We start from the raw sequence: 15,432 nt of genomic DNA, 5'->3' as shown, positions 1-15,432 counted from the left end.
AGGGTAGACGCGCCGGTGACGAAGGGACGGCCGGTATGGGCGAGTTGCTGATCGGGACGTGTTCATGGACGGACAAGGCGCTGGTGGCCAGCGGATGGTACCCAGCCGGGCGGCGTGACCCCGAGGGGAGGCTGCGGCACTACGCCGAGCGCTTCTCCGTCGTGGAGGTCGACGCCGGCTACTACGCTCTCCCCAGCGTGCGCAACAGTGTGCTCTGGAGCGAACGCACGCCGCCGCACTTCCGGTTCGACGTCAAGGCGTTCTCCCTCCTCACGGGCCACCCCACCCGCCGGGCCGCCCTGCCCGCCGACCTGCGCGGCCACGACCTCGGGGACCCGGAGCTGCTCGACGAGGTCTGGCACCGTTTCGGCGCGGCTCTGCGGCCCCTGCGCGAGTCCGGGCGGCTGGGCGCCGTACTGTTCCAGTTCCCGCCGTGGTTCGCTCCGGGCGTGCGGGCCGAGACCGTGCTCCACGCCACCAGGAAACGGGCGTACCAGTGGCCGATGGCCGTGGAGTTCCGCCATCCCGACTGGTGGCGCGAGGACCGGCGGGAGCGCACCGCTGCCCTGCTGAAGGACCTGGACGCCACCGCGGTGGCCGTGGACACGGCCCAGGGGCTGCCCACCTCGATGCCCGCCGTCACACCCGTCACGTCGTCGAAGCTCGCAGTCGTCCGTTTCCACGGCCGCAGCGCCGCCTGGGGGACCGGCGGCAAGGAGGACCGCTTCCGCCATGTCTACACGCGGGAGGAGCTGGCCGCCTGGCTGCCTCGCCTGCGCTTCCTGGCGGACCGGGCCGAGCACCTGCACGTCCTGTTCAACAACTGCTGCGCGGACGCCGCCGTACGAGCCGCCGAGACGCTGCGCGGTCTACTGGAATGTTCCTGAAGCGGTCTTCCGGTTCTCCTGCTGGTCACGGCGCCGGCCAGTGCGGAAGAACTGGGTGGCTGCCGAGTTCAGGGTGCCGGTATCGTCCGGTCTCCCGACGCGCCGTACCAGAGGCCTACGATCAGAGAGCGATGGACATGACCAGCCAGCAGGCAACGACGACCTTGTGGCGCCCCACCGGCCCCAAGGAGCTGGATCTGGTCCGGGAGCTGAACTGGCGTGCGTGGCCGCCCCGGCTGCCCGAGCAGCCGATCTTCTACCCGGTCCTCAACGAGGAGTACGCGATCAGGATCGCGCGGGACTGGAACGTGAAGCACGATGGTGCCGGCTTCGTCACTCGTTTCGAGGTCGAGTCGGAGTTCTTGAGCCGGTATCCCGTCCAGCAGGCGGGCGGGCAGACGATCCTCGAGCTCTGGGTTCCGGCCGAGGAGCTCGACGACTTCAACGCCCACATCGTCGGCGAGATCCAGGTGGTCCACGAGTTCCACTGAGACGGGGAGGGCGTGCCGAGGGGAGCGCGCGTGGGCCCGGTGCGGTGATTCCGACGTGGCCGGTCTGCTCTTGTCGGCCGTGCGTTCCGAGGGGCGGACGGGAGGCGGGCCGACTCTTGACCGGTGTGGCCCCAGCCGCTAATTTGCGTGAATCGTCGATCCATGACGCACCCGAAGGAGGCGACCGGCAGATGTGCACCAGCTCTGATCTGAGTCGCCTCGCCCAGCGCACCGTCTGGGTTCCGGGCCGGATCGCGCACGGCTGCTGAGCAGGCCGTTCTGATGTGCCCGTTCGCGGCACGTCCTTCCGGGTTTCCCGTCTCCCTCTTCCGGCACGCCGCTGTCGCGTGCCGTTGTGCGCCCGTTTCTCTCACGCGGCGCGTCTGAGCACAGAAAGCTGCCTGACATTGGCGAACATGATGAATCAGTCGATCGCGCACCGAAACGAGGGGCCGTCATGGTAGCCCCGCGGATCACGGTCAACGGGGAAGAAGCGCCGATCGCACCGGCGCCGCCCCACACCACCGTGCTGGACTTCCTGCGTGAGCGCGGACTCACCGGTACCAAGGAGGGCTGCGCCGAGGGTGAATGCGGCGCCTGTTCGGTCCTGGTGGCCCGGCCCGGCGTGAACAGGCCCACCGACTGGGTGGCGGTCAACGCCTGCCTGGTCCCCGTGGCGGCCCTCGACGGTCAGGAGATCGTCACCTCCGAGGGGCTCGCCACCACCGGGGAACCCGGCGCGGCGCCCACCCTGCACCCGGTGCAGGAGGAGATGGCGGTCCGCGGCGGTTCCCAATGCGGTTACTGCACACCGGGGTTCATCTGCAGCATGGCCGCCGAGTACTACCGGCCCGACCGCTGCGCGCACGCCGACCCCGCCGACGGCGCCGACTCCGACCCCGAGCACGGTCCGAACGGCTTCGATCTGCACGCACTGAGCGGAAACCTGTGCCGCTGCACCGGGTACCGCCCGATCCGCGACGCCGCGTTCGCCGTCGGCGCTCCCGCCGACGAGGACCCGCTGGCGCGGCGGCGCGAGCAGTCGCCGCCTGCCCCGGTCGCCACGGAATACGGCCAGGGCGGCAGCACGTTCCTGCGGCGGGGCACCCTGGCCGACACCCTGCGGCTGCTGCGCGAGCGACCCGGCGCGGTGGTCGTGGCCGGCTCCACCGACTGGGGCGTGGAGGTGAACATCCGCTCCCGCCGGGCCGATTGCGTGGTCGCCGTCGACCGGCTGCCCGAACTGCGGGAGCTGCACGTCGAACCCGACCACATCGAGATCGGTGCGGCCCTGACGCTCACCGAGATCGAACGCCGCCTCGACGGCCGCGTCCCGCTGCTGGCCGAGCTGTTCCCGCAGTTCGCATCCCGGCTCATCCGCAACGGCGCGACCCTCGGGGGCAACCTGGGCACCGGCTCGCCCATCGGCGACAGTCCACCGGTGCTGCTCGCGCTGGAGGCCTCGGTGGTGCTCGCGGACGCCGACGGTGAGCGCGCGGTCCCGCTGGCGGACTACTTCACCGGCTACCGGCAGAGCGTGCGCCGTCCCGGCGAGCTGATCCGCGCGGTGCGCATCCCGCTGCCGCTCTCACCCGTCGCGGCCTTCCACAAGATCGCCAAGCGGCGCTTCGACGACATCTCCAGCGTGGCGGTCGCCTTCGCGCTCGACATCGAGGACGGGATCGTCCGCAAGGCGCGCATCGGCCTGGGCGGCGTGGCGGCCACCCCGATCCGCGCCCGGGCCACCGAGGCGGCCCTGGAGGGCAGGCCCTGGACGGCGCAGACCACCGAGGCCGCGGCCGAGGTGCTGCGGCACGAGGGCACACCGATGGACGATCACCGCGCCAGCGCCGGCTACCGCTCCGCGATGCTCGGCCAGAGCCTGCTGAAGCTGTACGCGCGAACCACCGAGGCGGTGTCGTCATGAGCCATTTGTCCGAACGTCCCGAAAAGCCCGTCGTCGGTGTGTCCATGCCGCACGAGAGTGCCGTCCTGCACGTCACCGGCGCCGCGCTCTACACCGACGACCTGGTCCATCGCACCAAGGACGTCCTGCACGCCCACCCCGTCCAGGTCATGAAGGCCCACGGCAGGATCACGGCGCTGCGCACCGCGCCCGCGCTCGCCGTGCCCGGCGTGGTCCGCGTGCTGACCGGTGCCGACGTGCCCGGCGTCAACGACGCCGGGATGAAGCACGACGAACCGCTGTTCCCCGACGAGGTCATGTTCCACGGCCACGCGGTCGCCTGGGTGCTCGCCGAGACCCTGGAGGCGGCCCGGCTCGGTGCCGCGGCCGTCGAGGTGGAACTGGACGAACGGCCCTCCCTGATCGCGCTGCAGGACGCCATCGCGGCCAACAGCTTCCACGGCGCCCGGCCGGTGATGCTGACCGGCGACGTCGAGGCCGGGTTCGCCGACTCTGCGCACGTGTTCACCGGCGAGTTCCAGTTCGCCGATCAGGAGCACTTCTACCTCGAGACGCACGCCGCGCTGGCCTACGTCGACGAGGCCGGGCAGGTCTTCGTCCAGAGCAGCACGCAGCATCCCTCGGAGACGCAGGAAATCGTCGCGCACGTGCTCGGCCTGCACAGCCACGAGGTGACCGTGCAGTGTCTGCGGATGGGCGGCGGCTTCGGCGGCAAGGAGATGCAGCCGCACGGGTTCGCGGCCATCGCCGCACTCGGCGCCACGCTGACCGGCCGGCCGGTCCGGGTGCGGCTCAACCGTACCCAGGACCTGACCATGTCCGGCAAGCGGCACGGGTTCCACGCCGAGTGGAAGATCGGGTTCGACGCGGACGGGCGCATCCAGGCCCTGGACGCCACCCTGACCGCCGACGGCGGCTGGAGCCTGGACCTCTCCGAGCCGGTGGTGGCCCGCGCGCTGTGCCACATCGACAACACGTACTGGATCCCCAACGCGCGCGTCGCCGGTCGCATCGCCAAGACCAACAAGGTCTCCAACACCGCCTTCCGCGGCTTCGGCGGACCGCAGGGCATGCTGGTGATCGAGGACATCATGGGCCGGTGCGCGCCGCTCCTCGGCCTGGACCCGGCGCAGCTGCGGGAGCGCAACTTCTACCGGGAGGGTCACTCGACCCCGTACGGACAGCCGGTCCTCCATCCCGAACGGATCTCCGCCGTCTGGCAACAGGTCCAGGACAACGGAGGCACCGCCGAGCGCGAGCGCGAGATCGCCGCCTTCAACGCCGCGCAGCCGCACACCAAGCGGGCCCTGGCGATCACCGGCATCAAGTTCGGCATCTCGTTCAACCTCACCGCCTTCAACCAGGCCGGCGCCCTGGTGCTGATCTACAAGGACGGCTCCGTCCTGATCAACCACGGCGGCACCGAGATGGGACAGGGCCTGCACACCAAGATGCTGCAGGTCGCCGCGACCACCCTGGGCATCCCGCTGCACAAGGTGCGGCTCGCCCCGACGCGCACCGACAAGGTGCCCAACACCTCGGCCACCGCCGCCAGTTCCGGGGCCGACCTCAACGGTGCGGCCGTGAAGAACGCCTGCGAGCAGCTCCGGGAGCGGCTGCTGCAGGTGGCCGCCACGCAGCTGGGGTCGAACGCCTCGGACGTGCGCATCGCCGACGGCGTCGCGCGCACCCTGGGCAGCGAGGAGGAACTGGCCTGGGACGACCTGGTGCGCACCGCGTACTTCCAGCGGGTCCAGCTGTCGGCGGCCGGCTTCTACCGGACCGAGGGTCTGCACTGGGACGCCAAGACGTTCCGGGGCTCGCCGTTCAAGTACTTCTCCTACGGCGCCGCCGCGGCCGAGGTGGAGGTGGACGGGTTCACCGGCGCGTACCGCATCCGGCGGGTGGACATCGTGCACGATGTCGGCGACAGCCTGTCGCCCATGATCGACATCGGTCAGGTCGAGGGCGGTTTCGTGCAGGGCGCGGGCTGGCTGACGCTCGAGGACCTGCGCTGGGACGTCACCGACGGGCCGGACCGCGGCCGGCTGCTGACGCAGGCCGCGAGCACCTACAAGCTGCCGAGCTTCTCGGAGATGCCCGAGGAGTTCCACGTCACGCTCATGGAGAACGCCACCGAAGAGGGCGCGGTCTACGGTTCCAAGGCAGTGGGTGAGCCCCCGCTGATGCTGGCGTTCTCGGTGCGGGAAGCGCTGCGGCAGGCCGCCGCCGCGTTCGGGCCGGAAGGGGTCGGTGTCGAGCTGGCCTCGCCCGCGACGCCGGAGGCCGTGTACTGGGCGATCCAGGCGGCTCGCCGGGGTGACGCCTCCCGCGACGGTGGCGTCCGAGACGGTGGCGTCCGCGCAAGGTCGGCCGCCTCCGGCCACGCCCCGGACGGGCAGGCCGCCGACGGCGGGATCCGCACCGACGCAGAAGCGCTGAGCGGTGCCTGACATGACGTGGTTCGCCGCGGTCGCACGGCTGCGGGCACGCCGGGAGACCGGTGTGCTGGTGACCGTCGCGACCGTGCGCGGACACGCCCCGCGCGACGCCGGTGCCAAACTCGTCGTGGGGCGCAGCGAGACATGGGGGTCGATCGGCGGCGGCAACGTCGAGGCCGTCGCGATCGACCGGGCCCGGGAGATGATCGCCGCGTCCACGCCGGAGCCGGAGCTGATCGATTTCGCCCTGAACGACAAGGTGGTCAACCGGCACGGCGTGCAGTGCTGCGGCGGCACGGTCTCGGTGCTGCTCGAACCGCTGCCGGTGGTACGGGCCGTCGCGATCTTCGGCGTGGGACACGTCGGGCTGGAACTGGCGCGGATCCTGGCCCGCCAGGACCTCGACCTCCATCTGGTCGACACCCGTTCCGACATCCTCACCGAGGAGCGGCTCGACGTACTGGAGGACGCGGTGGCGCAGGTGCACGTGCACCACACGCCGCTGCTGCCGGAGGAGGTGCTTTCCCGGTTGCCGCACGGCACCCACGTCCTGATCATGACCCATGACCACGCCGAGGACGCCGCTCTGTGCGACGCCGCCCTGCGCACGCCGCACCTCGGCTCCATCGGCCTGATCGGGTCGGCGGCCAAGTGGGTGCGGTTCCGCAAACGCCTCGCCACCGAGGGCGGTCACGACGGGGCCGCCATCGACCGGATCAAGACCCCGATCGGGTTGGCCGACATCACCGGCAAGGAACCCGCGACCATCGCCGTGAGCGTCGCGGCCGACTTGCTGCGCACCTTCGAAACCGAGGGGTGCTGACGCGCCGGCCGGTACGGCGCGGTGCCCGCGCTCGACCGCCTGCGTTCACGTTCCAGGCGGTCGGGCGGCGGAGCGCGGCCCCGGATCGCTGACGGCTCCGTTACGCCGACGGCTCCGTGGTGAGGAAGTGGAAGCCGGGCCGGGGGTGCATCAGGAAGTCGTGGTGCGAGATGTTCCAGGCGTAGGCGCCCGCGAGTCCGAAGGCCACGCGGTCACCGGCGCGCAGCCCCGGCGCGGGCACGTTCCGGGACAGCAGGTCCTTCGGGGTGCAGAGCTGGCCGGTGAGGGTGACCCGCTCCGCGCCGGCGGCCGGCCTGGGCCACGGGTGCGGCCATGCGTCCACGGGAAACACGGTGCAGGGCTGGTCGTGGCCCTTGGTCGCCGGGGTGCGCATGTGGTGGGTGCCGCCGCGGACCACGGCGAACTCCTCGCCGTGGCTGTGCTTCACGTCCAGCACCTCCGTGGCGTACCAGCCGCAGTACGCGCTCACCGCGCGGCCCGGCTCGATGCGCAGCGTGAGGTCGGGGTGGGAGGACAGCAGGCGGGCGAGGCCGGCTCCGTACGCCGTCCAGTCGAAGCGGCGTTCCGGGTCCTCGTAGTCGACGCTCATCCCGCCGCCCACGTTGACCTCGGCGATCCGGACGCGGTTGCGGGCGGCGAGGTCCGCGGCCCAGGTGACGACCGATTCGGCCACCGCGAGCTGCTCCGGGGCGTCGAGGCCGCTCGCCAGGTGCGCGTGCACGCCCAGCAGCTGCAGCTGCGGGTAGGTGCCGTCGGTGAGCAGGCGGACGGCCGTGTCGGCCTCGGCCGGGTCGAGGCCGAAGGGAGTCGGGCGGCCTCCCATGGCCAGCGAGCTGCCTTCGAGGGAGGCGGCGGCCAGCGGGAGGTTGAAGCGGAGCAGGACACCGGGGCGGGGCGGGAGGCCGCTCGGGCCGGGGGCCGTGCGCGCGGCGAGAGCGGCCAGCACCCGCAGTTCGTGCAGGCTCTCGATGTGGAAGCGCTCCACGCCCAGTTCCAGGGCGGCCGCGAGTTCGGCGGGAGTCTTGCCCGGGCCGCTGAAGGCCAGCGGTCGGCACGGCACCGCCTTGGCCACGTGGGCGAGTTCACCGCCGGAGGAGACGTCGTAGCCGTCGACGTACGCGTCGAGGGCGGCCAGGATCTCCGGCTCGGGGTTGGCCTTGGCCGCGTAGTACAGCTCGACCCGCTCCGGGAGGGCGGCCCGTACGGCGGCGGCGTGCTCGCGCAGCGCCGTCAGATCGTAGAGGTAGGCGGGCAGTTCCGCGTCGCCGAGGGACAGCAGGCGGTCGCGCACCGCGGGGGTGGGGGCGGTCATCGGGCGCTCCGGGTGTCGTGTGCGAGGTCGTCGTCGGCGTCGTGCTGCAGGGCCTGGGACAGCACGTCCTCGGCGAGCGGAGAGGCGAGCCGGACGTAGCCGGCGTCGCGGTCGGCCTTGCGCTCCCAGCGGGTGAGCAGGTTGGCCTTGGCGGGCAGCGGCACCCCGGCGAGCAGGGCGGCCAGCCGCGGCGGGCAGCCGCCCCGGTCGGCGTACGCCTGGAGGGTGGCGCGGACCTGCGCCCACAGGGCGGCCTCGGACTGCGGGTGCAGGTCGGCGAGGGCGGCGAGCATCTCGGCGATGTGGTTGACGAGCAGGCAGTACACGACCCGGTCCCAGCCGCGCTGGGCGTCGTACGTCATCGGGCCCGCGACCTCGGCCGGCAGCGATGCGAGGAGGTCCGCGTGCTGCTCGGGGACGAGCTTGGTGCCCTCCAGGTCCCGGAAGAGGACCTGGGCCGGCATGCCCTCCTCGTCGACGCAGACGACGACGTTCTGCAGGTGCGGCTCCAGGACCAGCCCGTGGTCGAAGTACGCGGCCATGACCGGCGGGACGAGCAGCTTGAGGTACGCCGCCCACCAGTCGAGCGCCGACCCGGCGGAGGAGTCCGCGAGCAGGTGGGAGATGTGCCCGGGGCCCGTGGGGTACTCGTCGGCGACGGCCGCGGCGAGCAGCGGCGTGGTGCCGGGCATCAGCCGGGCGGGCAGCCCCTCGCGGACGATCACGCCGAAGCCCTCGAGGAGCGAGCGGTCCGGGGTGCCGTCGGGGCCGGGCAGGGCGAGGCTGCGGTAGGCGGGCTCGCGGAGCATCGCGGTGCCCGGGAAGCGGGTCTCCAGGTCGGCGAGGACCGGGGCCAGCAGACGGGTCAGGGCCACCGCGCCCGAGAGCTCGTAACTCGCGTTCTTGCGCAGGCAGTTGGTGATGCGGATGTTGAGGCTGAACTTCAGGAAGAGGGCTCCGTCGTACAGCGTGCGCACCGAAGCGGTGGCAGCGAACGGCGTGCCGGCGAGGCCCAGGTCCAGGATGTCGCCGCGGTCGCACGCCGCGCGGAACCCGGGGTGTTCGCACAGCATTTCGTACTGCCACGGGTGCGCGGGCAGCAGCCGGTAGCCCTCGGGCACATCGGTGCGCAGCTGGTCCAGGGCCTGCGCCGCGCCCTCGGCGGCGGTCTCCTGGGCGATCAGGTGCTCGCGGACGGCGAGGTGGCGCAGCTGGAAGGAGGCACCGGTCTCGGGCGCGTACGCGAGCCAGGCAGCGGTGTCGCCGGTACGGGCCTTGGGGGTGGGGTGGAAGCGGTGGCCGAAGAGCAGGGACTGCTCGGACTCCAGGTAGGCGGCGAGCCCGTCGCCGTCCCCGACCGCGCTCTGCGTGGCCGGCCGCTCGGCGCGTACGGCGAGGGCGGCCGACACGGCCTGGTGGCTGGAGGCTATCTGCTCGAGGAACTCCTCGTTGCGCACGTCGGTCCGCAGGGACAGCTCGTCGTGGACGTACTCGGCGAGCAGGCGCCAGCCGACCTCGGCCCAGCCGCCGTCCCGCTGCTCCCGCACCGGCCCGGTGAAACGGTGTGCGCCCAGCAGCGAGGTACGGCGCAGGGCCGCGCGCAGCCGCACCCCGCGCCGCGGCAGCCACAGCACCAGGTGGCCGTCCGCGACCGCGGTCTGGTGCTCCGGTCCGGACAGCTCGCGCAGCAGGCAGTTCAGGAGGGTGTGGGCGACTGCCTCGTCGGCCGTGGGCAGCCCGGCCGGAGCGGCGGAGCGGGCGACGGCGGCGCAGGTGGTGGCGGAGGCGGTACCGAATGCATCGGTCAGGGACATCAACGGCTCCTGCGGGTGCGGAGAGAGCGGGGGGAGCGGAGGTTCAGGGCCGGCAGGGCGGTCGCGCAGACCGTGAGCAGGGCCACGGCCGTACCGGTCAGCACGGGCGCGGACGGCCCGTACAGGCTGTTGCCCGCCGCGGCGGCGAGGCCGGCGACGACCGCGCCGGCCTTGGAGAAGAATTCGATCGAGCCGAACAGCCCGCCGGGCGCCCGGCCCTTGGCGCAGTCGGAGGCCATCACGGAGAGGCAGACGAGGCCGAGGGTGAGGCCCGCGCCCAGCAGCAGGCGGACGGCGACGAGCGTGGTCAGCGAGTGGGCCAGCCCGTGCCCGGCCAGCCCGAGGGCTATGCAGGCGAACCCCAGCGCCACGCCGAGGCGGGGGCGCCGGTGGAAGGCCGAGTGCACCCACATCGCGGCGGCGAGGTAGCACAGGTGGGGCAGGGCGAACAGGATGCCGGAGACGACGGGGGAGGTGCCGGGGATCCGGTCCTCGATGAGGGAGATCAGGTACGGGAAGGAGATGACCGTGGAGAAGACGAAGGCGAACTCCAGGGCGTACAGGCCGCGCAGGGACGTGGTGCGCTCGGTGCGGGCTTCTTCTTCCGGCACGCCCGGGGCCGCGTCGACCGGCGGTTCACCCGCCGACGGCTCGCGGGACCCGGCCGGCACGCCGCGGGATTCCGGCAGTGCGGCGATCAGCGCCGCGGCCGTCAGCGGAAGGACGGCGAGCAGGGCGTACTGGCGGTGCGGGGACAGCCAGGGCGAGAGGCTGCCCACCACGATCGGGGCGAAGACCAGCGCGGCCCGGGCGGCGCCCTGCATCAGGGTGAGGGCCCTGGACAGGTCCGGGCCCTGCAGCGCGGCGCCCAGGTAGCCGTTGGAGGCGGCGAACGTACCGCCGAGGATGCCCTGGAGCACCAGGGCCACGGTGAAGGCGGCGATCGAGTCGGCCCAGCCGGCCAGCAGGAAGGAGAGGGCCAGCCCCAGTTGGGCGCGCAGCAGCAGCCGCTTGCGGCCGAACCGGTCGGCGAGCCGGCCCCACAGGGGGGCGCCGACGGCGGCGAAGACGGTGGGGACGATGTAGAGCACACCGGCCCAGCTCGCGTCGCGGTCGCCGAGCTCCGGGAGGATTTCGGTGAGGAACGGCGGCAGGCCGAGCGCGGCGAAGGAGGCCACGAAGTAGCAGCCGGCGACCGCGTGGACCTGCTTGCGGCCGAGGGCCGGGCGGGGCTCGGGCACGGACCGGGGCATGGTCTCGGGGCCGGGGCCGGGGCCGGGGACGGGGCTGGGGCCGGGGCCGGGGCCGGTCTCGGGGGCCGTCCCGTGCGGGGCCGGGGGAGCGCCGGTGCTCACGGGGACACCTCCGGCCGCAGCAGGTAGTTGGGGCCGGTGGTGTAGTGCTTGTTGATGTCGGCGGCGCCGGAGCGTTCCTTGCTGAGCAGGGTTCCGGCGCTGACCATCGCCTTGACGGGCAGCTGCGGGGCGTCCAGCACGTGGGCGCGCAGGGTGGCGCCGGGCTCGCCCGGTCCGGTTCCGAGCCGTTCGGCGGCCTCGGCCAGCAGCTCGCGTACGAGCTCCAGCACGGTGTCCGCCGCGGCCCGGCCGTGCCGGTGCAGCCCGAAGGCGTACGAACCGGCGCACAGGTGCAGGGTGATGGTGGTGAACAGGTCGGTGAGCGGGCGGTCCTCGTCGCAGAAGGCGCGGGGGTCGTCGAAGCCGAGGGGGGCGTCGCCGCCGAGCGTCGCGCGGACGCGGGCGGGGTGGACGCGCGGGCCGTCGTCGTCCTTGAACAGCAGCCGCACGCGGGTGTCACCGCCCGGACCGCGGTCGAGGACGAGGGAGACGTTCTGCTGGTGCGACTCCAGGGCGATGCCGTAGCCGAACAGGGTCGTCTGCCAGTCGAGGAGCAGCCGCAGGTAGGCCTCGAGCAGGGCGACCGGGTCGCCGCCGTAGAACCGGTCGGCGAGGTGGTCGATCAGCAGGCGGCCGCCGGGGGCCTCGGCGAGCAGCGCGGCGAGCGGGGTGACGACGGAGTCCTCGAGTCCGGCCGGGTAACGGCGGCACAGCGCGGCGAGGAGCTCGTGGCCGGCATGGGCGTAGACGGTCTCGTCGGCGTGCAGGATCACGCCCTGGAACCGGGGTTCGCGCGCGACGACGGCTTCTATCAGGCGCTGGCCCGCGACCCCGTCGGCGAGGAAGCCGGGCCGGATGATCCGGCGGTTGCGCAGCCCCAGGGTGGCCGTGGCCATCGGGACCTTGATGTGCAGGGTGGGGTCGTCGGTGACCGCGACCGTACGCATGGACAGCGTGGGGACGACGTCGAGGTACGGGCGCTCGGCCAGGACGGCCCGCTCGGCCAGGCCCGCGGCGCTCAGCGCCTCGCGCAGCGGCGCGCCGACGGTGAGCGGGTGGACGGGGAGGGCGAGGTGGCTGTGGTCGAGCTCGGGCAGGCCGAGCGCGGCCGGCGTGGGCCAGACCGCGGGCAGCGCGGCCGGGCCGCCGGCCACCGTGAGGTCCTGCTGCGGCACGGCGATCCAGCGCAGCGCGAAGCGCGGGTGGAACTCCGGCGCGTAGGCCCGCAGCTGGTTCTCGTCGAGACCGGAGCGGCCGCGCGCGGTGGGGTACACCGGGTGGTCGAGGCGTGCGGCGAGGGTGTCGTACGCGAGCCCGCCCGTCAGACCGGTCCAGTCGGCGGGGTCGGCGCCGCGTCCGGACGAAAGGAGACCCGAGGCGAGGCCGTCGGCGACCTCGTCCGCGGTGTCGGCGTGCAGCCGCATCGTGGCGAGGGTCTGGCGGCACTCTTCGGCGAAGGCGTCGAAGCCGCCGCGGTCCACGGGGTCGGCCAGCGCGCTCAGCGCCTCGAGGACCTCGTCGTGGGTGGTCAGTTCGCGGCCGTCCGACTCCCGGGCGAGCAGCGGCAGCCGGGCGGCGTACTGGCTCTGGTAGCCGTCCTCGACGACCGGAAGCAGGAGGGCGTCGCCGTCGTCCGCGGGCAGCCGCAGCCAGCGGCCGTCCGTGCGGTCGACGGCGGTGGTGCGGGTGCGCAGGCCTACGACGTCCTCCCGCAGGAGGGCGCTGAGGACGCGGAGCAGCAGCTCCCCTTCGGAGGTTTCGCAGGGGGTTGCGGTGGCGGTGGAGGTGGTCGTGGTCACGGGGTGATCTCCCAGCGCTGCGCGGCGAGGAAGTCGGCGGCGACGCGGTCGACGGTCTCCTGGTCGGTGCCGCGGCCGAGCGCGCGCAGTGCCCCGATGAAGTCGCGGTTGGTGTGGTAGAGGTCGTGCCGCTCCCCGATCGCGCGCAGCGGCCGGTACGTGAGTTCGACGCCGTCCACGACGAGGTCGGCCGGCCCGGGTGCGGCGGTGAGCGTGCCGGCGCGCTGGGCGCAGGGATTGTCGACCAGGGCCACGCCGTCCGTGCGCGCGCCCAGGTCCGCGGGCAGCGGCTCCCCCAGGTGCGTCCGCAGGACGTGCTCGAACAGCGGGATGTCCAGCAGCTGGGCGAGCATCAGGTCGGCCTGGTCCCCGATGGCCCGGTAGTTGACCTCGATGATGCGGGCCCGGCCGTCCTTGACGACGAACTCGGTGTGGCAGATGCCGAATCCGACGCCGAGGGCGTCGAGCTGGGCGAGGACCTGCTCCACGACCGGTTCGGGGTGGGCGCCGACGAAGGTGCAGCGCTCCTCGATGAAGTACGGGGGTGCGGACAGCCGGGTGCGGAAGCCGCCCAGCACGTGGCGGACCCGGCCGTCGCCGAGCGTCTCCAGACTGCACAGATCGCCCGCCAGGTACTCCTCCACCACCAGGGCGGCCTCCGGGCGGCGGGTCTGTATCTCCTTGCAGCGCAGGACGAGCTCCTCGGGTCCTTCGACCAGCACCACGTCCTCGCTGGCCACGCCTTCCCGCGGCTTGACCACGCACGGGTACGGCACGTCCGGGCCGGTGAGGCCGGCCGGGTCCTGACCGGGGGACAGCTCCGTCGACCACACCGCGTCGAGTCCGCTCGCGGCGAGGTGGCGGCGCATCTGGGCCTTGTCCTTGACGCGCAGCGCCGTCCTCCAGTCCTTGGCGGGGAGGCCGAAGTAGTCGGCTGCCAGGGCCGCCTGGGTCTGGAGGTGATCGCTGTTGGTGAACACGGCATCGGGCGCGTGGTGCGTCGATATCCGGGTGATGACCGCACGGAAGTCGCGTACGTCGCACTCCAGGACCTCGACGTCCGCCGCGACCTGACGGTGCGCCTCCGGCCGGTCGGTGAGCACGGTGACCTCGAGGCCGAGCCGGGCCGCGGCGGGGAGGAACCCTTCGGTGACCGAGTCCGTGGGGTTGAGTGCGAGCAGGTACAACCGCATGGGCTGAGCCCCTTCCGAATTCCTGAGCAGTGGGGGATGAGCCGACGCCTGTTTTCCGGCACGCCTCGATGCCGACGGATGTCCCCATCCGCCAGCGGAGATCAGCTTAGGTTAGCCAACCCTTAGCCTCAACTCAGGCTCGAGCCGCCTGACGTGGCGTGCTGCAAAGATCGTATGCCATTGGGTTAAGGTAAGCCTTACCTACTCTCCCGTAACGGAGTTTCCGTGCCGCACCTGATCGAGAACCGATGACCACGGTCCCGCGCACCGCGCCGCCCGGACGCCGCGACGTGGACGCCGCTGCCGTGCTCGCGCGGACCTACGGCCGTCTCGCGGCCGTCTGCGAGGCGCTGGACGTCAGGGTGGCCACCGCTGCCCCGGCACCCGGCCGTTGGGTCAACGGCGCGGAACTCGCCGAGCTCGCGGAGCCGGTGGAAGCGGCGGGGGCGGCGGCGCCGGCGGAATCGACGGAATCGGCGGAATCGGCGGAGCCGGCGCAATCGGCGCAACCGGCGGACCGGGCCCCCCTGGACGCCTTCGTCGCCGCCGAGGCCGCCCGCATCCGGGCGGGACACGGGCACGATCCGCGCCCCGACGTGGCCGCGTCGCGCGCGCTGCACGACTACCTCTGGTCCGTCAGCCTGCTGATGAGCGGGGCCTGGTACCTGGAGCGGCGCGTACCGCGCATCCGCCCGCGCGAGGTGCGCGTGGACCTGTCGACGGGCACGTTCGAGATCGTGCCGGGCGCCGGATTCGCCTGCCTGCCCGGCGATCCGGCGGCGAGCCTGCCGGGCGTCCGGGTGGTGTCCGACGAGGAGGCGCTGCGCGCCGAGCTGCGCGCCGCCGTCGCCGATCACGTACGGCCGCTGCTGGCCGCCATCGGGCCACGGGTCCGGCGCCGCGACCGCGCCCTGTGGGGGATGGTCTGCGACGACCTCGTCTCCGGCATCTGGTACCTCGGCCGCGTCCTCGGCGAAGAGGAACGGGCCGTACGGGAGGCGACCGACGTGCTCCCGACCGCCATAGCGCCCTTCCCCGGCGGCGCCGACTTCAGGCGGCTCGCGGGCCGCGCCGGGCAGTCGCATCCGACCCGCACCCGCCTCGGCTGCTGCATGTACTACACCCTGGACGCGGCCCGGGCCTGTACGACGTGTCCCCGGACCTGCGACGCGGAGCGGCTGCGCCGGATCGAGGGCGAGGACTGAGCGGTCCGCGCACGGCCTTCCGGCGCTGTCCCCGCACCCTCCACACCGCGCGTCCCCGGCACACCGCACGTCCCCCGCACACCGCACGTCCCCCGCACACTGAACCGGCCCCGGCCGCGTACCTGTCGGTCTTCCCGCTGTACGCCGGCGCCGCGACCCTGCTG

11 protein-coding genes are annotated in these 15,432 nt (G+C 73.0%); 6 read left to right on the top strand and 5 right to left on the bottom strand.

The window, feature by feature from the left end:
- The first annotated feature begins 35 nt into the window (after nucleotides 1–35).
- The 5 genes from AB0D44_RS21470 to xdhC all read left to right on the top strand — a co-directional run bounded on the left by AB0D44_RS21470 (nucleotide 36) and on the right by xdhC (nucleotide 6,569).
- Entirely contained in the window at nucleotides 36–887 is an 852-nt protein-coding gene (locus AB0D44_RS21470; protein ID WP_362593290.1) for a DUF72 domain-containing protein, read from the top strand.
- A 131-nt stretch (nucleotides 888–1,018) separates the two neighbouring features.
- A complete protein-coding gene (locus AB0D44_RS21465) occupies nucleotides 1,019–1,378 on the top strand; it encodes a hypothetical protein (RefSeq protein WP_362593287.1) in 360 nt (119 codons plus the stop codon).
- 457 nt (nucleotides 1,379–1,835) lie between these two features.
- Nucleotides 1,836–3,305 (top strand): FAD binding domain-containing protein, encoded by a 1,470-nt coding sequence (locus AB0D44_RS21460; RefSeq protein ID WP_362593285.1) that lies wholly within the window; start codon nucleotides 1,836–1,838, stop codon nucleotides 3,303–3,305.
- Complete coding sequence (gene xdhB / locus AB0D44_RS21455; protein WP_362593282.1) at nucleotides 3,302–5,758, top strand: xanthine dehydrogenase molybdopterin binding subunit; 2,457 nt, start codon at nucleotides 3,302–3,304, stop codon at nucleotides 5,756–5,758. The genes AB0D44_RS21460 and xdhB overlap by 4 nt, the downstream gene beginning before the upstream one ends.
- Nucleotide 5,759: 1 nt before the next feature.
- A complete protein-coding gene (gene xdhC, locus AB0D44_RS21450; RefSeq protein WP_362593437.1) occupies nucleotides 5,760–6,569 on the top strand; it encodes a xanthine dehydrogenase accessory protein XdhC in 810 nt (269 codons plus the stop codon).
- A gap of 100 nt (nucleotides 6,570–6,669) precedes the next feature.
- Here the strand turns inward: xdhC and AB0D44_RS21445 are convergent, their stop codons facing one another.
- From AB0D44_RS21445 to AB0D44_RS21425, 5 genes are all read right to left on the bottom strand, one after another.
- Nucleotides 6,670–7,902: a type III PLP-dependent enzyme gene (locus tag AB0D44_RS21445; protein ID WP_362593279.1), complete on the bottom strand. Its 1,233-nt coding sequence runs from the start codon at nucleotides 7,900–7,902 to the stop codon at nucleotides 6,670–6,672.
- Entirely contained in the window at nucleotides 7,899–9,716 is a 1,818-nt protein-coding gene (locus AB0D44_RS21440) for an IucA/IucC family protein (RefSeq protein ID WP_362593276.1), read from the bottom strand. Before AB0D44_RS21440 ends, AB0D44_RS21445 begins: the two co-directional genes overlap by 4 nt.
- Entirely contained in the window at nucleotides 9,716–10,969 is a 1,254-nt protein-coding gene (locus tag AB0D44_RS21435) for an MFS transporter (protein WP_362593434.1), read from the bottom strand. The genes AB0D44_RS21440 and AB0D44_RS21435 overlap by 1 nt, the downstream gene beginning before the upstream one ends.
- Before the next feature lie 98 nt (nucleotides 10,970–11,067).
- Nucleotides 11,068–12,870 (bottom strand): IucA/IucC family protein, encoded by a 1,803-nt coding sequence (locus AB0D44_RS21430; RefSeq protein ID WP_362593273.1) that lies wholly within the window; start codon nucleotides 12,868–12,870, stop codon nucleotides 11,068–11,070.
- Entirely contained in the window at nucleotides 12,867–14,063 is a 1,197-nt protein-coding gene (locus tag AB0D44_RS21425; protein ID WP_362593270.1) for an ATP-grasp domain-containing protein, read from the bottom strand. The genes AB0D44_RS21430 and AB0D44_RS21425 overlap by 4 nt, the downstream gene beginning before the upstream one ends.
- A gap of 248 nt (nucleotides 14,064–14,311) precedes the next feature.
- On the opposite strand from AB0D44_RS21425, the gene AB0D44_RS21420 reads away from it, so the two are divergent.
- A complete protein-coding gene (locus tag AB0D44_RS21420; protein ID WP_362593267.1) occupies nucleotides 14,312–15,268 on the top strand; it encodes a (2Fe-2S)-binding protein in 957 nt (318 codons plus the stop codon).
- Nucleotides 15,269–15,432: the final 164 nt, after the last annotated feature.

Source organism: Streptomyces sp. NPDC048349 (assembly GCF_040651925.1).
Lineage (GTDB): Bacteria > Actinomycetota > Actinomycetes > Streptomycetales > Streptomycetaceae > Streptomyces.
This window is presented reverse-complemented; position numbering and strand designations above follow the sequence as displayed.